Genomic DNA, 17,766 nt, shown 5'->3' on the forward strand with positions numbered 1-17,766 from the left:
CGACTTCACGGCGGTCGTCCGGTTTCACCGGGCGGCCGCTGTCTATCGTTGGGGCAGCATGCACACGCGAATGAACCACTGGTGGGACGGGATCTCCCTGCGCACCAAGATCACCGGGATCACGGTGCTGCTCGTCGCGCTCGGATTGCTCGTCGCCGGACTCGGCACGATGACCGTGCTGTCCACCTACCTCATGCAGCAGCTCGACAACACGGTCAAGCAGACGACCGAGCAGCTCGAGGGCCAGAACATCAGCGACGGCGAGCAGTACTGCAAGCTGTCCGTCGTCGTCTCGCAGAGCGCCTACGTCGCCGCGTACGACGCCGACGGCGACCGGATCTGCCAGACGAAGGCGTCGAGCCGGCCCGACGTCCGCGAAGCCACCCTGGTCGAGGCCTCGCAGGCGAACCAGCGCATCTCGCTCTACGACAGCCAGCACAACCACGAGTGGCGTGCGCAGATCATCCCGGCGTCGCTGCAGAACCAGTCCGACGGCACCACCGAGACCGGCTACGTGCTCATCGCGGTCTCCAGCGCCGGCACCGACGAGACCATCGGCAAGTTCACCGCGATCTTCCTCGGGTTCGGTGCCTCGGTCATCCTGCTCGGCGCCATGCTCACCCGGCTGCTCGTCACCGCGACCTTCGACCCCCTGCGCGACGTCGAGGACACCGCTGCACGGTTCGCCGCGGGTGACTTCAACCAGCGCCTCGAGGCCGACACCCCGAACACCGAGGTCGGCCGCCTCAACCGCTCCCTCAACGTCATGCTCGAACGGATCGACTCCGCGTTCGAGGACCGCGAGCGCACCATCGCCCAGATGCGCCGGTTCGTCGGGGACGCCTCGCACGAGCTCCGCACGCCGCTGGTGTCCCTGCGCGGGTACGCCGAGCTGTACCGGATGGGCGCCCTGCGCAAGGAAGAGGACGTCGCCCAGGCGATGGAGCGCATCGAGAAGGAAGCGCAGCGGATGGGCCTGCTCGTGCAGGACCTGCTGCAGCTCGCCCGCATCGACGAGTCGAAGCCCCTCGAGCTCGGCCCGGTCGACCTCGTCGCCATCGCCCGCGACTCGGCGCTCGACACGATGGCCTCCAACCCCGACCGCGAGATCCAGGTCCTCGTCGAGGACTCCCTGACCGGCGAGAGCGTGTCCCAGGCCGTGCGCCCATCGGCGTCGTCGTCGTCCATCGGCTCTCCGGACTCCGGCGAAGCACCGCCCGTGTCGCCCACCTCGGCGAACACCACCGGGCCGATCGCATTCTCGCGCCAGACCATCGCGCGTCTGCGGGCCCGTCGGACCCGCGCCATGAACATCGACGCCGGTGCCGCGCCGACCGACGAGACCACCCCGCTGCCCACGGTCGTGCTGCCGAAGCGCCCGCCGATCGTCCTGGCGGAGGAGAACAAGATCCGCCAGATCGTCACGAACCTGATGGGCAACGCCATGCGGTTCACGGCGAACGACGACCCGATCGAGATCGGCATCGGCGTGGACGACGAGCGCGCCATGGCACACCTCGACGTGATCGACCACGGTGAGGGCATCCCGCCGCAGCTGCGCGAGAAGATCTTCCAGCGCTTCTGGCGTGCGGACACCTCCCGCGCCCGGGACACCGGCGGCTCGGGCCTCGGGCTCGCCATCGTGTCCGGCATCGTCGCGGCGCACCACGGCTCGGTCGAGGTCTTCGACACCGAGGGCGGCGGCGCCACCTTCCGCGTCTGGCTCCCCCTGCTCCCCCGCGACTTCGCCGCCTGACCCGCGCGCCGGCCGCTGCCCGAGGTAGCGCTAACTGCCGCCCATCCCGCGCTCTCACGGCGCAACGTGCGACCTGGGTGACGAACGCACGGCGTGTTGTGCGACCGCCGCAAGCAAGCGTCGGACCCTTCGGAGGGACAACCCGCCGACGTCACGACGAGCGCGAGACGAAGGCCTGGCGCAGACGCTCGAACAGCACAGCAGGGCGAGCGGCATCAGCCCGCGTCGCATGCAGGACGAGCCAGCCGTTGACAGCCATACCGTTGTCACGCCGCTGGTCGTACTGGAAGACATCCTGCTCGCGGTGGTGATCGCCGTCGTACTCCAACGCGATCCGACGTTCCGGCCAGGCCATGTCCACGCGTCCGAGGAACCGGCCGTGGTGATCCGTCACCTCGACCTGCAGTTCCGGCTCGGGGAAGCCCGCGTCCACCACGGCGAGCCGAAGCCAGGTCTCCATCGGTGACTCGGCACCGACGCGCACCCGCGCGATCGCGGCACGAGCGACCGCGATCCACCGAGATCCGGGCACGATGCTCTTGGCGAGCGTGTCGATCGTGCAGAGTCTGCTCTTGCCCACCAGGAAATCGCCCACCGCGACGAGTTGCTGCACGCTGAGCAGACCGGCGCACTCCCGCCACGCAAGCTCTGGAGTGCTGAGCCGCATCCCCTGCCGCTCGCAGCTGGTAGCTCCGGACCGGCGACGGTGTCCTTTGACCTGTGGACGTCGCATCACCGGGCCGGTTCCGTCGGTCGTGACGTGGACGGGGACTTCGGCACCGTGCGGGAGCGGTGCTCCCCACAGCGCGGCGGCCGTCGTGTGGCTCAGGTACTGGTCCGGACGGAGCACCAGGCCGACTGCCGCGACGATCGACATCGTGGCGTCGGTCGACCGGACGCCATGCACGGGACGGACGAGATCACGTCGACGGAGACGACCCGGATCGACGCCGAACCCGATGGCGTCACGGACCAGGAAGCCGGCGGAGTCGAGCGTCTCAGGGAGCGGACGAGGCTTCGGCATGTCCCGAGTGTCGCGACCCGGCTGCCCACGCGACCCCCTCGGGAGCGCATCTGTGGAGAACGACCGGTGCCGGGCCTCCTGTGCGCTTCATGCTGATCGCGCAACATGCCGTCTCCAGCACGCCGTGGTCGCACAAACTGCCGGGACGGCCTCCGCGAAGCGGCAGTTCGTGCGATCTCGGACCAACCGGCCCGACCCCATACGCAGAAGGGCCCCACACGCGCAGCGTGCGGGGCCCTTCCGTCAGGCGGACTTAGAAGTCCATGCCACCCGTCGGGTCGCCAGCCGGAGCAGCGGGGGTGCGCTCGGGCTTCTCGGCGACGACGGCCTCGGTGGTCAGGAACAGACCGGCGATCGACGCAGCGTTCTGCAGCGCCGAACGCGTGACCTTGGCGGGGTCGATGATGCCGGCGGCGATCAGGTCGACGTACTCGCCGGTCGCGGCGTTGAGGCCCCAACCCGACTCGAGCTCGCGGACCTTGGCGGCGACGACACCCGGCTCGAGACCGGCGTTCAGCGCGATCTGCTTGAGCGGCGCGTCGATGGCCACGCGGACGATGTTCGCACCGGTCGCCTCGTCACCCTCGAGCTCGAGGGCCTCGAGTGCGACGGCACCGGCCTGGATGAGGGCGACGCCACCACCGGCGACGATGCCCTCTTCGACGGCAGCCTTCGCGTTGCGGACGGCGTCCTCGATGCGGTGCTTGCGCTCCTTGAGCTCGACCTCGGTCGCGGCACCCGCCTTGATGACGGCGACGCCACCGGCGAGCTTCGCGAGGCGCTCCTGGAGCTTCTCGCGGTCGTAGTCGGAGTCGGTCGCCTCGATCTCGGCACGGATCTGGCGGACACGACCGGCGATCTGCTCGGCGTCGCCGGCACCCTCGACGATCGTGGTCTCGTCCTTGGTGATGACGACCTTGCGGGCACGACCGAGCAGGTCGAGCGTCGCGTTCTCGAGCTTGAGGCCGACCTCTTCCGAGATGACCTGGCCACCGGTCAGGATCGCGATGTCCTGCAGCATGGCCTTGCGGCGGTCGCCGAAGCCCGGGGCCTTGACGGCGACGGACTTGAAGATGCCGCGGATCTTGTTCACGACGAGCGTGGCCAGTGCCTCGCCGTCGACGTCCTCGGCGATGATCAGAAGCTGCTTGCCCGCCTGGATCACCTTGTCGACGACCGGCAGGAGGTCCTTGATGTTCGAGATCTTCGAGTTGACGATCAGGATGTAGGCGTCCTCGAAGACGGCTTCCTGACGCTCGGGGTCGGTGACGAAGTACTGCGACAGGTAGCCCTTGTCGAAGCGCATGCCCTCGGTGAGCTCGAGCTCGGTGCCGAAGGTGTTCGACTCCTCGACGGTGACGACGCCTTCCTTGCCGACCTTGTCGATGGCCTCGGCGATGAGCGCGCCGATGGTCGGGTCAGCGGCCGAGATCGACGCGGTCGCGGCGATCTGGTCCTTGGTCTCGATGTCCTTCGCGTTGGCGAGGAGCTGGTCGGAGACGGCGGCGACGGCCTTCTCGATGCCGCGCTTGAGCGACACGGGGTCGGCACCGGCGGCGACGTTGCGCAGGCCTTCGCGGACGAGCGCCTGGGCGAGGACGGTCGCGGTGGTCGTTCCGTCACCGGCGACGTCGTCGGTCTTCTTGGCGACCTCCTTGACGAGCTCCGCACCGATCTTCTCGTACGGGTCGTCGAGCTCGATCTCCTTGGCGATGGAGACACCGTCGTTCGTGATCGTGGGGGCGCCCCACTTCTTCTCGAGGACGACGTTGCGGCCGCGCGGGCCGAGCGTCACCTTCACGGCGTCGGCCAGCTGGTTCAGGCCGCGCTCGAGGCCACGGCGGGCCTCCTCGTCGAAAGCAATGATCTTAGCCATGTGGTTTTTCGTCCCTCCCGGACGTCGTCTTGGGGGTCGTGCTGGCACTCAGCGTGAGCGAGTGCCAACGCCGATTCTGGCACTCGCCGGGTGTGAGTGCAACACAGTCGGGAGGCTCGTGACGACTTCCCAGGACACGTCGCGTCCGGTGGACCCCGCACCACCGCCGCGGTCGCGCTCCCCGCGCCGGTCACCGTCCCCGCACACGACGAACGCGCCGCCCCTGACGGGACGGCGCGTTCTGGAAGTGGTCGTGCTCAGGCGGGGCGGACGGACTCTGCCTGCGGGCCCTTCGACCCGGTGCCGACGTCGAACACGACGGCCTGGCCCTCCTCGAGGACCTTGTAACCCGACATGTCGATGGCCGAGTAGTGCACGAACACGTCCTGGCCCCCTCCATCCACGGTGATGAAGCCGAAGCCCTTTTCAGCGTTGAACCACTTCACGGTTCCGTTGGCCATGATCTCTTGCTCCCTGGTACTGCAGTGCGGAACGACGTGATCGTCGTCTGCATGGGACTCTGACCGAACCCGTCCGATCAGGCAAGAGGTGTGACGTTGTTTCACGTCGATTCCGTCAGAAATCAACGTGCTCGAAACACGGCCGTCACACAATGCGCGGAAAACGCGGAGCGACGGCCCGCAGAACGACCGATCAGCCGGTGTAGTCGGCGCCGAGGACGACGCTCACGTCGGCGTTCGGGAACGCCGCCGACTGCTGCACGGCCGTGACGCCGAGCTGCTTCGCGATGCCCTGTGCGACCGCCGCCTGCGACGCCTGCTGGTAGTAGACGATCGTCGACGTGGAGCCCGTCGTACCGGCGTCACCGGTGGAGGCGACCTGCCAGCCGGCGCCGGTCAGCGCCGCACTCGCCCGGCTGGCGAGGCCCGTGGTGGTCGTGCCGTTCAGGACGACGACGGTGGTGGTGCCCTGCTGCGCCGGCGTCGCGGCCGCAGCACTGCCCGACCCCGACCCTGCTGAGCCCGAGCCGGCCGACGAGGACGCGGACGGCTTGGACGTCGCCGAGGGCTTCGCGGTGGCGGACGCCGATGTGGAGGCCGAGGGGGAATCCGAGCTGTTGAAGGAGTAGCTGCCGTTCAGCAGCGCGAGGACGAGCACCCCGATGCCGACGAGCACACCGGTGGCGAGCGCCGCCCAGGCGAAGGCGATCCAGCCACGGCCGCGACGCTGGGCACCGCGGTGCGCACCGACCCGCGGGCCGTCGGCGACGTCGTCGAACCGGTCTCGGGGGAATCTCGTGCTCATCGTTCCTCTTCACGTCCTTCGGGAGCCGCACCGGGCGCGACGAAGCTGCGCGTCGCCCGGGCGCTGGTGCGCGCGTGACGGAGCCGCTGCAGCCGGCTGACGAGCTGCGGGTCGTACGCGAGTGCCGCGGGCGAGTCGATCACGCGGTTCAGCACCTGGTAGTAGCGCGCCGCCGACATCTCGAACTCGACCCGGATCTCCGCTTCCTTCGTGCGGTCGTGCCGTGCCCGGTTCTGCTCGAACGTCAGCACGTGCTTCGCGAGCTCACTGAGCTGGTCAGCACCGAGCTGGTCAGCACCGATCTGGTCAGCACTGAGCTCGTCGACGCTGCGTTCGTCGGTGGGGCTGGTCACTGCGGTTCCGATCACGGTCGGGTAACGGGTCTCGCACATCGTAGGGGTGGAGTCGATCCGGACCCTGGCACGGCGCTGGACTGTCGCGAACACCGGTCACAGGTTCGGCGCGCGGAACCAGCGCACACGCCGACCGAACGGGTCGGAGACGGCCACCGCGACCCCGTCGAGCGAGACCGTCGCGAACGAGTCCGGATCCGCCGCGTCGACGTCGTCGGGCAGCGTCGCCGCCACCCCGCGCAGGATCCCGGTGCGTTCGAGGGCGATCCAGTGCACGCCCCGCGCACGGATCCGGTCGACGAACCGCTGCCGGTCCGCGCCCGGCACGTAGACCAGGGTCCCGGTGGTCAGGACGACCGGTTCGACGTCGTCCGGCAGGGCGTCCAGTGCACGGTCGAGGTCGCCGGGCAGCGCGCCCCGGATCCGGACGGGAGGCACGGTGAGCGTCGCGGACGCCGCCGCGCGCATCAGGGCGGTCCGGTCCGACGCCTCGGGCGGGACGGCTTCGACCAGCCGGTCGAACGCACCGGGGGCCGACAGGTCGATCGGGTTCGGGTCGAGGGCCACCCGGGCGCCGATCCGGATCGGCCTGCTCGCCGGAGCCGGAAGGACCCCGGAGACGTCCGCGACGAGACGGACCGCGGGTTCGTCGACCGCCGTGTGCATCCGGACGAGCTCGCCGCGCGCCCCGCCGTGGTCGTCGCGCCCCGAGGAGTCGGGGCGCGACGAAAGCACCGGGGCGCGTTCCGCCGGCACCCGGGACTCCGACGTCCGGTACTCCAGGGTCACCCGGTCCGGGATCGAGCACAGTCCGGCGGCGGCCCCGGCGTCGACCAGGCCGAGCGGTCGCGCGGACCGTTCGGCGAGTGCCGCGAACAGCGGGACGACCGGGGCGAGCCGCTGCGGGTCGTTGGCCTGCACCGTGGCGGAGGCGAGGGCCGCGACCAGCGCGGGGCGGGCCTCCAGGCCGAGCGCGCGCAGCGCACCCGGGTCCGACGGGTCCGCTCCCAGCCGCCGCGCGACCGCGAAGAACAGTTCCGGCTGCCGCTGCTGCTCGGGGACCTCGGCGAGGAGCGCGACCAGGGAGTCGTCGAGCGACCGTGCCCAGGCCGCGTACGACGGGGAGACCGCCTGGATGCGGTCGGCGTACGCGTCGAACCGGGCGCGGGTGTCCATCAGCGTCCGGGCCGGTGCATGCCGACGTGTCGGATGCCGGCCTCGTCGTACGGCTCTCCGAACCGCACGAAGCCGTACCGCTCGTACAGGGCGGCGACGTACTCCTGGGCGTGCAGGACGAACGGGTCGTGTCCGTGTTCGTCGAGGACGGCGGCGACGAGCCGGCCGGCGATCCCCTGCCCGCGGTGTCCGGGATCGGTGGCGACCCGCCCGATCACCCACGCCGGCGGTGCCGCGCCGTCGGGGTGGACCTCGTCGGCCGCCGGGCGGATGAGCCGCAGGTACCCAACCGCATCGGTGTCCGTGCCGAACCACCAGTGCTCGGTGTCGGGCTCGCGGTCACGGCCGTCGAAGTCCTCGGCGGTGACCCGCTGCTCGAGCGCGAACACGCGGTTGCGCACGACGACGATGCCGTACAGTTCGTCCGTCGTCAGACGGGTCCAGCGGGCGTGGTGCACGGAATGCTCGGACATCGTGGCGAGTTTAGTGAAGTGGTCGGGAGTGCCCGGAAGAGCCCGGCCGGAAGCAGGAGGAACCAATGGCATACAACGTCGACAAGTCCGACGCCCAGTGGCGCGAGGAGCTCTCCCCGGACCAGTACGCCGTCCTCCGCCAGGCGGGGACCGAACGACCGTGGACCGGTGAACTCCTCGACGAGGAGCGCGCCGGCGTCTACACCTGTGCGGCCTGCAACGCGGAGCTGTTCAAGAGCGGCACGAAGTTCGACTCCGGCTGCGGCTGGCCGTCGTTCTACGAGTCGGTGAACCCGGACGCCGTGCAGCTCATCGAGGACAACTCCCTCGGCATGGCCCGCACCGAGGTCCGGTGCGCGAACTGCGGTTCGCACCTGGGCCACGTGTTCCCGGACGGGTTCGGCACCCCCACGGGTGACCGGTACTGCATGAACTCGATCTCGCTGAACTTCTCGGAGAAGTCGGGCGAGTGAGCCCCGGACGCCCTCACCGGTAAGATGAGCGGCGTCAGCCGGCATGGCGCAATTGGTAGCGCACCGTACTTGTAATACGGGGGTTGCGGGTTCAAGTCCCGCTGCCGGCCCCAGACGAAGCGATGCCCCGGGCGAAGTCTCGCCCGGGGCATCGGCACACGGAACGCGGATCAGGGGGCGTTCCGGGCGCTGGACGCGGTAACCAGCCGGTCGTGCGACGAGGATGACACCTCACCGACCCGCGCGTCCACACCCTGACCCCACATCCGCAGAAATCCGCACGATGTGCACGAACGCGCAGGGGTCCTGTCCGCTCAGCGTCCGCCAGCTCGGCACCCGCCGGCTCAGCGCCCGCCGGTGATCTTCCGCTCCCGCTGCGCGACGCCGGCCGTGCCGTAGGGGTAGTCGTCGATGCGGGGAGCGCTGGCGTCGGTCAGTCGGGCGAGCTCGTCGTCGGTGAGCACCAGGTCCGCGGCACCGAGGTTGTCCTCGAGCTGCGACAGGGTGCGGACGCCGAGGATCACGCTCGTGACCGCGGGACGGGCCAGCAGCCAGGCGAGCGCGACCTGCGACTTCGACGCGTCGTGGGCGTCGGCCACCTCGGAGACGGCGTCGAGCACCTCCCACGTGCGCTCGTCACCGTTGCGGGCTTCCCAGGCCTCCATGCCGCGCTGCGGGTTCTCGCCCAGGCGGGTCGCGCCGGTCGGGGCCTCGTCGCGCTGGTACTTGCCGGAGAGCCAGCCGCCGGCCAGGGGCGACCAGGGCAGCAGGCCGATGCCGGCGTCGAGGCAGGCGGGCACGACCTCGTGCTCGATGTCGCGGACGAGCAGGTTGTACTGCGGCTGCAGGGTGACGGGCGGCGCCCAGCCGTGGGCCTTCGCCTCGTAGACGGCCTTGGTGACCTGGTAGCCGAGGTAGTTCGAGAACCCGTAGGAGCCGATCTTGCCGGCGGCCACGGCGTCGTCGAGGAACCGCAGGGTCTCGTCGATGGGGGTCAGGGCGTCCCACGCGTGCATCTGGTACAGGTCGATGTGGTCGACGCCGAGCCGCTCGAGCGAGGCGTCGAGGGCCACGCGAAGGTGTCGTCGTGACAGGCCGAGGTCGTTCGGGCCGTCGCCCTGCGGGAACCGGCCCTTGGTGGCGAGGACGACCTGCGCAGCCTCGGTGGGGTGTGCTGCGAGCCAGCGGCCGATGATCCGCTCGGACTCGTTGCCGGAGTAGACGTCCGCCGTGTCGACGAGCGTGCCACCGGCGGCCACGAAGGCGTCGAGGATGGCGTGTGAGGTGGGTTCGTCGGCTTCGCTGCCGAACGTCATGGTGCCGAGGGTCAGCGTCGACACCGATGTCCCGCTGTTGCCGAGGAGTCTGTAGTCCATGGCGGGGACGGTACGCCCGGTGCCGTCCGACCGAGGGGACCCACGAGTACCCCTCAGCGCGGGGCGGACAGGAACCGCAGCGCTGCTTCGCGGAACGGCCGCGAGGTCGGGGCGTTGAAGTGGTTGCGCCCCGGGATCTCGAAGAAGGTGGCGTCCGGTGCGGCCTCGGCGAGCCGGACCGCGCTGTCGCGGATGCCGTCCTCGCTGCCCGCGGCGATCAGGAGCGGCTGCGCCGGGGCGTTCTCCGGGGTCGGCTCGATGCTGTTCCGCATCCCCTCGACCATGGCCACGAGCGCGCCGAGGTCGTTGCCCTCGACGTTGCCCGCCATCGTCAGGTAGCCGTTCGTGACGCGGTCCTCGATGGGGGTGCCGTCGGCGATGTACGCCTTCGCCTGATCGACGCGGACGCGACGCATCGGGTCGGCGTCCGGGATCCCGCCGAACACCGCACGTGAGATCCGGCCGGGCAGGCGTTCGGCGGTGTGCCAGCCGACGCGGGCACCGAGCGAGTACCCGAGGAACGCGACGTCGTCGAGCAGGTACGTGTCGATGACCGTGGTGACGTCGGCGACGAGCAGGTCCATCGAGTAGGCACCCGGGTCGTGCGGCTTCGCGCTCGCGCCGTGCCCGCGCTGGTCGAGCGCCAGGACCCGGTACCCGGCACGGACCAGGTGCCGCGTCCAGCCCGAGGCGTGCCAGTTGAGCACCGCACCGGAGGCGAAGCCGTGCACCGCGATCACGGCCGGGGCGTCGGGGTCGCCGAAGTCGTAGGTCGCGAGTCGCAGCCCGTCGGGCGACATTACGAACCGGGGGCGGGGCGCTTCGGGGACGAGTGACATGTCCTCTCAAGCGTATCGGGGCAGTGTGGTGGCCATGGACGGCTACGGCGGCGATCAGATCCGGGCGGCGGAACGCCCCCACCTCGACGCGGGGGAACCCCTGATGCAGCGCGCCGCCGACGGGCTCGCGCGCATCGTCGGCGACCTGCTGGACGACCCGGCCGTGCGGCCGGTCGACGGGCCGGGATCCGTCCTCGTGCTCGCCGGCAGCGGCGACAACGGCGGTGACGCCCTGTTCGCGGGCGCTCGCCTGGCAGCGGCCGGGAGGCACGTGGCGGTCCTGCGCGTCGGCTCCCGTGTCCACGAGGCCGGCCTGGCAGCGGCGCTGGACGCCGGCGCGCGTCTGCTGGACGGCCCGTCCGGCGCCTCGGGACCGAATGCGGGCGGAGCGGCCGACATCCTGCGGGCCGCCGGCCGGAGTGACGGCGAACGCCTGGCGGACGTCGCGACCGAGGCGGCACTCGAGGCCGACCTGGTGCTCGACGGCATCCTCGGCATCGGGGTGCACGGCGCGAACGCACTGCGGTCCCCCGCGCGGGAGGTCGTGGACGCCATCCGTGAGCTCGCCCGCGACCAGCGTGCGCCGTTCGTGGTCGCGGTGGACGTGCCGAGCGGCATCGACGTGGACACCGGCGGCGTCGCGGACGACCACGTCCTGCACGCCGACGTCACCGTCACCTTCGGCGGGGTGAAGGCCGGCCTGTTGACCGGACCCGCCGCCACCCTCGCCGGCCGGATCGAACTCGTCGAGGTCGGGATCGGTGCGGACCTGGCGACGATGGAGCCGCTGATCCGCACCTGACCCCTCGAACGTCAGGGCGTCAGTGGTGCTCGTACAGCACGGGCTCCGGCAGACCGTGCTCGGCGCGGACGCTGCGTGCGATGCCCTCGATGGCGATCAGGGCGTCGACCACGAGCTCGGGCGTCACCGGGAACGGCATGTTGTGGATGGTCTCGCCCTCCACCGTCGCGGCCTCGGCCACGGCGCGCAGCACGTCACGGTCGTCCACCGTCAGGCCGATCTCGGTCAGGGTGTTCGGCAGGCCGACCTTCGTGGTGAAGACGACGAAGTCCTCGATCTCCTCGGCCGGGGCGCCCTCGAGCACCAGCTGCGCGATCGTCCCGATGTTCACCTTCTGCCCGTGGGCCAGGCCGTGCGCCTGCGGCGCCGCGGTCAGCCCGTTGTGGATCGCGTGGGCGGCGGCGAGCCCACCGGACTCGAAGCCCAGGCCGGAGAGCAGCGTGTTCGCCTCGACGACCTTCTCGAGCGCCGGGGTGACGACCTTCGCCTTGACGGCCTCGATGGCCTGCAGGGCGTTCTCGTGCAGGAGCTTCCACGACAGCTCGGCGAGCGCGACGCCGGTCTGGGTCTGCAGGCCGCCGGCCATGGTGTCGGCGTTGGCGCGCTTCGCGGCACGGGCCTCGACCCAGGTCGCCAGCGCGTCGCCGATGCCCGCGACCAGGAACTGCACCGGCGCGTTGGCGACGAGCCTGGTGTCGATGAGCACCAGGTCCGGGTTGTGCGGGAAGAAGCGGTACTCGATGAACTCGCCCTCGGCGGTGTAGATGACGGCGAGCGCCGAGGTCGGGGCGTCGGTGGACGCAGCCGTCGGCACGCTGGCCCACCGGATGCCGGCGAGGTGCCCGGCGGCCTTCGCGGCGTCGATCGCGGAGCCACCGCCGAGCCCCACGATGACGTCGGCGTCCTTCGCGCGGATCTGCTCGACGAGCTCGTCGACGGCTTCTGGGGTGGCGAAGCGGCCGAACCCGACACGCTCCACGGCCAGGTCGGCGGACCGGAAGCTCTCGGAGACGGCAGTCTCGACGATGCCCCAGACCACGTCGTCGGCGACGATCAGGGGCCGCTTGCCGATCGGGGCGATGAACTCGCCGACGCGGGTGATCGCGTCCTTGCCCTGGACGTAGCGGGCGGGGCTCATCACGGTGCTGATGGGAGTGGCCATCGTGCGGTTCCTTCCGGTTGTACGACAGGTGTACGACAGGTGTCGGGGTCGCCGACGCCGCCGACGGTACGCGCGGCCGCTGATCGGGAGGTGCTGATCGGTAGGTTCGGGATCATGACGTTCAACGACGACTCGCAACTCCGCGGCGGCAAGGTCAAGCGGCGGGGTCGCACCACGGCGATCGGCGGAGGCGCCGTGGGCGTCGGCGCCATCGTGGTGTTCCTGATCGCGCAGTTCACCGGCTTCGACCTGAGCGGGATCGTCGGCGGCGGCAACGGCCTGACGACGATCCAGCAGGAGGGCGAGTCCGTCGACGCCGCCCCCGAGTGCCGGACCGGGCGCGACGCCAACCTGCGCGTCGAGTGCCGGATGGAGGGCGCGGCCGAGTCGCTCGACACCTACTGGACGTCCGAGGCGCGGTCGCTCGGCATCTCGTACACGGCACCGGAGTTCTTCCTGTTCCAGGACTCCACCGACACCTCGTGCGGGCAGGCCTCGGCCGCGACCGGCCCGTTCTACTGTCCGCCGGACCGTGCGGTCTTCCTGGACACCGCGTTCTACGACGACCTGCAGTCGCAGTACGGCTCGTCCGGTGGTCCACTCGCGCAGATGTACGTCGTCGCGCACGAGTGGGGGCACCACATCCAGCAGCTGCAGGGGTCGTTCGCGAACACCGACCGCTCCGGCACGGGGGCGTCGTCGGGCAGTGTCCGCGTCGAGCTGCAGGCGGACTGCTACGCCGGGGCCTGGGTCGGCGACGCCGCCACGACGAAGGACGCGAACGGCGAGACGTTCTTCGAACCGATCACCCGCTCCCAGATCACCGACGCCCTGTCGGCGGCGAGCGCCGTGGGCGACGACAGCATCCAGGAGCGCGCGACCGGCCGCGTCGACCCGGACTCGTTCACGCACGGGTCGAGCGAGCAGCGACAGCGCTGGTTCCTGCGCGGCTACCAACAGGGCGCGACGAGCTGCGACACCCTGAGCATCCCGGGTTCGGCCCTGTAGCCGCACCGTCGAACCACGGGAGGCCCGGTGCCAGCTGGCACCGGGCCTCCCGTCCGCGGTCAGCGCGTCAGCGCTCGTTCAGACGTCAGCGCTCGTCCGGCCGTCAGCGCTTGGTCGGCGTGGGCGTGGGCGTGGGGGTCGCGCTCGGAGTGGGCGTCGGGGTGGCGTCGGTCGCCCCGGCGGCCGTCACCACGAAGGTGCGGAAGTCGTCGTTCGTGACCGGCGAGGTCAGCTCGTAGCGCTGCCCGTTCACGAGCACGAGCGGCGTGCCGGGGAACTCCTTGAGCGTCGACCCGGGGATCGTGCCGTCGGACACCGCCGTCGTCTGCTCGTCCACCCACTTGGCGTAGTCCTGGTCGGCGATGCAGCTCCGGACGGCGCTGCGTTCCTGCAGCCCCTGCACGCCCGTGACGACGTCGGTGAGCTCCGCGTCGGTCAGACCAGGGGTGCCCTCGTCCGGCTGCTTCGCGAAGAGCGCCTGGTTCACCGCGTAGAACTGGTTCGGGGAGTGCTCGGCGACGCAGGCGGCGGCGTTCGCGGCGCGGAGGGAGTACTTCGTGCCCTGCGAGCGGTTCGACAGGACCGCGACCGGGTGGATGTCCACCGTGGCCGCACCGGAGTCGACGAGGTCCTTGATGTAGTCGCCGTTCGCCTGCTCGAACTGGCCGCAGCCCGGGCAGAGGTAGTCGACGTACAGGGTGATCCGGACGGTGCCGGCGCCGTCGGTCGCGGTGCTGCTCGGCGAAGCGGTAGCCGATCCGGACGCCGACGCCGCGACGGGCTTCAGGTCCTGCCCGATGGTGATGCCACCCTGCGACATGGTCGACGGGCCGGGGCCGGCGGGCTTCACGGAGTCGACCAGCACGAGCGTGACGATCGTCGCGGCGGCGAGGAGCACGACCCCGAGCCCGATCTGCAGGCCGAGCCGGACACCACGCTGGCGTCGCTTCTGCTGGGTCCGGGCACGCTGGGCTCGCTGGCGGGCGGCTTCACGGCGCTCGTTCCGCGCGGCGCGGGCGGCACCCTCGGGGCGGTTGTTCATCGGTGCGTCGTCCTCCTGATCGGTGTCCGCTCGGCGTTCCCCTGCTCGGCGGACGGACCCGGCGATTGTAGTGGGGCGCTCTGGGAAGCCGCCGACCAAGGGGGAAAACACTGGCGCACCCGGGTGAACTCGTGTTGTATGAACCTCGACAGTCGACGGCGACTGTCCGGGGCCCGTACGGGCACACCGCTTCACTCGGATCGTCCGGCACGTACCTGCCGGTGAAGGAAGGACCGAACGCTCATGGCGTCCGTCACCTATGACAAGGCAACCCGTCTCTACCCCGGAGGCAACCGTCCCGCGGTCGACTCCCTCGACCTGGACGTCGCCGACGGCGAGTTCCTCGTCCTCGTCGGCCCCTCGGGCTGCGGCAAGTCCACCTCGCTCCGCATGCTGGCCGGCCTCGAAGAGGTCAACTCCGGTCAGATCCGCATCGGCGACCGCGACGTCACGGACGTCCCGCCGAAGGACCGCGACATCGCGATGGTGTTCCAGAACTACGCGCTGTACCCGCACATGACCGTCGCCGAGAACATGGGCTTCGCGCTCAAGATCGCCGGTGTCGGCAAGGAAGAGCGCGCCACCCGCGTGCAGGAAGCCGCCAAGCTCCTCGACCTCGAGGACTACCTCGGCCGCAAGCCGAAGGCGCTCTCCGGTGGTCAGCGTCAGCGCGTCGCGATGGGCCGTGCGATCGTCCGTCAGCCGCAGGTGTTCCTCATGGACGAGCCGCTGTCGAACCTCGACGCCAAGCTCCGCGTCCAGACCCGCACGCAGATCGCGTCGCTGCAGCGTCGTCTCGGCGTCACCACGGTCTACGTCACGCACGACCAGACCGAGGCCCTCACCATGGGTGACCGCATCGCGGTGCTCAAGGACGGCATCCTGCAGCAGGTCGGCACCCCGCGTGACCTGTACGAGAAGCCGAACAACGTGTTCGTCGCCGGCTTCATCGGTTCGCCGGCCATGAACCTGCTGCCCGCCGACGTCATCGAGGGCGGCATCAAGTTCGGCACGCTCAACCACGCGATCGACCGCGACACGCTGTCGAACGCCCGTGCCGCACAGATCACGGTCGGCATCCGCCCCGAGGACGTCATCGTGTCGCAGACCGGCGAGGGCCTGCCCGTCACGGTCGACGTCGTCGAGGAGCTCGGCGCCGACGGCTACCTCTACGGTCACGCCGACGTGAACGGCCAGCGCGCCGACATCGTCGCCCGTGTCGACGGTCGTGCGCACCCGTCCATCGGTGACACGATCGTCATCACGCCGAAGCAGGGCCACGTCCACGCCTTCGACACCGAGTCGGGCGACCGCCTCGACGACAAGGCCGTCGTCAGCGCGTAACCAGCGCACTCCCCCGAGAGCCCGTGCCCGCCTCACAAGGGCGGACGCGGGCTCTCGGCTGTCCCCGACACCAGAGGAACCACCGTGCCCGACTCGATGTCCATCACCGCCGCCACCGTCGACCCCGGCCTGCTCGACCTGCCGTGGGACCTGCCGCTCGCCGACTGGCCAGACGACACGATCGTCGCGCTGCCGAAGGGCATCTCGCGGCACCTCGTGCGGTTCGTGCACCTGAGCGGGTACGTCGCCGCGGTGAAGGAGACCGGCGAAGAGGTCGCCAGGTCCGAGTACGAGATGCTCCGGACCCTGCAGCGCATGGACGTGCCGTGCGTGGACCCCGTCGCGGTCATCACGAACCGCGTCGACGCCGACGGTGAACCCCTGCACCCCGTGCTCGTGACCCGCCACCTGCGGTTCTCCCTGCCCTACCGCGCGCTCTACTCGCAGACGCTGCGCCCCGAGACCGCCACCCGTCTGGTCGACGCACTTGCGCTGCTGCTCGTCCGCCTGCACGTCATCGGCTTCTACTGGGGCGACGTGTCCCTGTCGAACACGCTGTTCCGTCGCGACGCCGGCGCCTTCGCCGCGTACCTGGTCGACGCCGAGACCGGCAAGCTCTACCCCGGCGGGCTGTCGAACGGTCAGCGCGAGAACGACCTCGAGGTCGCCCGGGTGAACATCGCCGGCGAGCTGCTCGACCTCGAGGCCGGCGGACGGCTCGACGAGAACGCCGACCCCGTGGACGTGTCGAACCGCATCGTCGCCCAGTACCGGACGCTCTGGACCGAGCTCACCGGCACCGAGCAGTTCGACATCAAGGAACGCTGGCGCATCAACGACCGCGTCGAGCGCCTGAACGAGCTCGGCTTCGACATCGAGGAACTGTCGATCCACACGACCGAGGGCGGCTCGCAGGTCCGGATCCAGCCGAAGGTCGTCGATGCCGGGCACCACCAGCGCCGACTGCTGCGACTCACCGGGCTCGACGCCGGCGAGAACCAGGCCCGGCGCCTGCTCAACGACCTCGACTCGTACCGCGCCCGCAACGGCCGTGACGAACTCGACGAGGAGATGGTGGCGCACGAGTGGGTCTCACGGGTCTTCGAGCCCGTCGTCCGCTCGATCCCCCGTGACCTGCGCGGTCGGCTCGAACCCGCCGAGGTGTTCCACGAGCTGCTCGAGCACCGCTGGTTCATGTCCCAGCAAGAGGAACGTTCCGTCTCCCTGCCCGAGGCCACGACCGCCTACATCAACGACGTGCTCCGACACCGTCGCGACGAGCGCCTGCTCATCAACCCGCCGACCTCGTCGATCACCGTGCCGATCCCGGTGCTGGACGACGACGACGCCGACGAGTCCGACGAGTCCGACGACGTCGACGACTGGCGCGCCACGGTCTGACGCGGTCCCCGCTCGGTCACGACACCCCGCCGGGTGGGCGCCGACCGGTCGCAGACCGTCGTCTGCGGCGTCGCGCAGCGACGACTCGTGACCGCACGGCGGGCACCAGCCGACGCGTCCTGACCGTTCGGGGGTCGGCAACGCGACCGCCTGGAGGCCCGGCGCGGGTCCCGGGGACCGGCGCCGGCCCTCCAGACCGTCACGCCCAGCCCCGCTGGTGGTGACGTTGGACGTCGAGCGGTCACGACACCCCGCCTGGTGAACGTCGACCGGTCACGGACCGTCACCTGCCGCGTCGCGCAGCGACGACGCGTGACCGCACGGCAGGCACCAGCCGACGTGTCCTGACCCTTCGAGGCCGACCCCGCCTGCCACCGTGAGCAGGAATGGTCGCC

17 protein-coding genes and 1 tRNA gene are annotated in these 17,766 nt (G+C 70.6%); 7 read left to right on the top strand and 11 right to left on the bottom strand.

Going from position 1 to position 17,766, the window contains the following annotated elements; translation table 11 throughout:
- Positions 1–58: 58 nt before the first annotated feature.
- Entirely contained in the window at positions 59–1,756 is a 1,698-nt protein-coding gene (locus tag BIU91_RS02375) for a HAMP domain-containing sensor histidine kinase (protein ID WP_071404068.1), read from the top strand.
- A gap of 151 nt (positions 1,757–1,907) precedes the next feature.
- On the opposite strand, the gene BIU91_RS02380 is transcribed toward BIU91_RS02375, so the two are convergent.
- The 7 genes from BIU91_RS02380 to BIU91_RS02410 all read right to left on the bottom strand — a co-directional run bounded on the left by BIU91_RS02380 (position 1,908) and on the right by BIU91_RS02410 (position 7,924).
- A complete protein-coding gene (locus BIU91_RS02380; protein ID WP_139196513.1) occupies positions 1,908–2,633 on the bottom strand; it encodes an endonuclease domain-containing protein in 726 nt (241 codons plus the stop codon).
- A gap of 400 nt (positions 2,634–3,033) precedes the next feature.
- The gene (groL, locus tag BIU91_RS02385; RefSeq protein ID WP_071404070.1) at positions 3,034–4,656 is read right to left on the bottom strand and encodes a chaperonin GroEL; all 1,623 of its coding nucleotides are present in this window, start codon (positions 4,654–4,656) and stop codon (positions 3,034–3,036) included.
- Between the two features lie 257 nt (positions 4,657–4,913).
- A complete protein-coding gene (locus tag BIU91_RS02390; RefSeq protein ID WP_017888049.1) occupies positions 4,914–5,117 on the bottom strand; it encodes a cold-shock protein in 204 nt (67 codons plus the stop codon).
- Between the two features lie 193 nt (positions 5,118–5,310).
- Positions 5,311–5,922 (bottom strand): LytR C-terminal domain-containing protein, encoded by a 612-nt coding sequence (locus tag BIU91_RS02395; protein ID WP_071404071.1) that lies wholly within the window; start codon positions 5,920–5,922, stop codon positions 5,311–5,313.
- Positions 5,919–6,275, bottom strand: coding sequence for a DUF3263 domain-containing protein (locus BIU91_RS02400; protein ID WP_071404081.1), 357 nt, complete (start codon positions 6,273–6,275; stop codon positions 5,919–5,921). Before BIU91_RS02400 ends, BIU91_RS02395 begins: the two co-directional genes overlap by 4 nt.
- Positions 6,276–6,371: 96 nt before the next feature.
- On the bottom strand, positions 6,372–7,451 hold the full coding sequence (locus BIU91_RS02405; RefSeq protein WP_071404072.1) for a DUF2332 family protein: 1,080 nt from the start codon (positions 7,449–7,451) through the stop codon (positions 6,372–6,374).
- Positions 7,451–7,924: a GNAT family N-acetyltransferase gene (locus tag BIU91_RS02410; RefSeq protein ID WP_071404073.1), complete on the bottom strand. Its 474-nt coding sequence runs from the start codon at positions 7,922–7,924 to the stop codon at positions 7,451–7,453. Before BIU91_RS02410 ends, BIU91_RS02405 begins: the two co-directional genes overlap by 1 nt.
- A 65-nt stretch (positions 7,925–7,989) precedes the next feature.
- On the opposite strand from BIU91_RS02410, the gene msrB reads away from it, so the two are divergent.
- Both msrB and BIU91_RS02420 read left to right on the top strand, forming a co-directional pair.
- A complete protein-coding gene (gene msrB, locus BIU91_RS02415) occupies positions 7,990–8,397 on the top strand; it encodes a peptide-methionine (R)-S-oxide reductase MsrB (protein WP_027466599.1) in 408 nt (135 codons plus the stop codon).
- Between the two features lie 37 nt (positions 8,398–8,434).
- Positions 8,435–8,510: transfer RNA gene (locus BIU91_RS02420), tRNA-Thr, on the top strand.
- Between the two features lie 231 nt (positions 8,511–8,741).
- Here BIU91_RS02420 and BIU91_RS02425 read toward each other — a convergent pair.
- Both BIU91_RS02425 and BIU91_RS02430 read right to left on the bottom strand, forming a co-directional pair.
- On the bottom strand, positions 8,742–9,773 hold the full coding sequence (locus tag BIU91_RS02425; protein WP_071404074.1) for an aldo/keto reductase: 1,032 nt from the start codon (positions 9,771–9,773) through the stop codon (positions 8,742–8,744).
- 53 nt (positions 9,774–9,826) lie between these two features.
- Complete coding sequence (locus BIU91_RS02430) at positions 9,827–10,612, bottom strand: alpha/beta fold hydrolase (RefSeq protein ID WP_071244025.1); 786 nt, start codon at positions 10,610–10,612, stop codon at positions 9,827–9,829.
- A 34-nt stretch (positions 10,613–10,646) separates the two neighbouring features.
- On the opposite strand from BIU91_RS02430, the gene BIU91_RS02435 reads away from it, so the two are divergent.
- Positions 10,647–11,414: an NAD(P)H-hydrate epimerase gene (locus tag BIU91_RS02435; RefSeq protein WP_139196512.1), complete on the top strand. Its 768-nt coding sequence runs from the start codon at positions 10,647–10,649 to the stop codon at positions 11,412–11,414.
- Positions 11,415–11,433: 19 nt separating this feature from the next.
- Here BIU91_RS02435 and BIU91_RS02440 read toward each other — a convergent pair whose 3' ends face one another.
- Positions 11,434–12,576 carry a glycerol dehydrogenase gene (locus BIU91_RS02440; RefSeq protein WP_071404076.1) on the bottom strand — a complete coding sequence of 381 codons (1,143 nt, stop codon included), beginning with the start codon at positions 12,574–12,576 and terminating at the stop codon, positions 11,434–11,436.
- 114 nt (positions 12,577–12,690) lie between these two features.
- Between BIU91_RS02440 and BIU91_RS02445 the strand changes: the two genes are divergently transcribed.
- Positions 12,691–13,584: a neutral zinc metallopeptidase gene (locus BIU91_RS02445; protein WP_071404082.1), complete on the top strand. Its 894-nt coding sequence runs from the start codon at positions 12,691–12,693 to the stop codon at positions 13,582–13,584.
- A 103-nt stretch (positions 13,585–13,687) separates the two neighbouring features.
- Here BIU91_RS02445 and BIU91_RS02450 read toward each other — a convergent pair whose 3' ends face one another.
- Complete coding sequence (locus tag BIU91_RS02450; protein ID WP_071404077.1) at positions 13,688–14,626, bottom strand: thioredoxin domain-containing protein; 939 nt, start codon at positions 14,624–14,626, stop codon at positions 13,688–13,690.
- Positions 14,627–14,869: 243 nt separating this feature from the next.
- Between BIU91_RS02450 and ugpC the strand changes: the two genes are divergently transcribed.
- Both ugpC and BIU91_RS02460 read left to right on the top strand, forming a co-directional pair.
- A complete protein-coding gene (gene ugpC / locus BIU91_RS02455) occupies positions 14,870–15,970 on the top strand; it encodes a sn-glycerol-3-phosphate ABC transporter ATP-binding protein UgpC (RefSeq protein WP_071404078.1) in 1,101 nt (366 codons plus the stop codon).
- Between the two features lie 84 nt (positions 15,971–16,054).
- Entirely contained in the window at positions 16,055–17,371 is a 1,317-nt protein-coding gene (locus BIU91_RS02460) for a DUF4032 domain-containing protein (protein WP_111024143.1), read from the top strand.
- Positions 17,372–17,766 lie beyond the last annotated feature (395 nt).

The sequence above is a fragment of the Curtobacterium sp. MMLR14_002 genome (genome assembly GCF_001864975.1).
Taxonomy (GTDB): domain Bacteria; phylum Actinomycetota; class Actinomycetes; order Actinomycetales; family Microbacteriaceae; genus Curtobacterium; species Curtobacterium flaccumfaciens.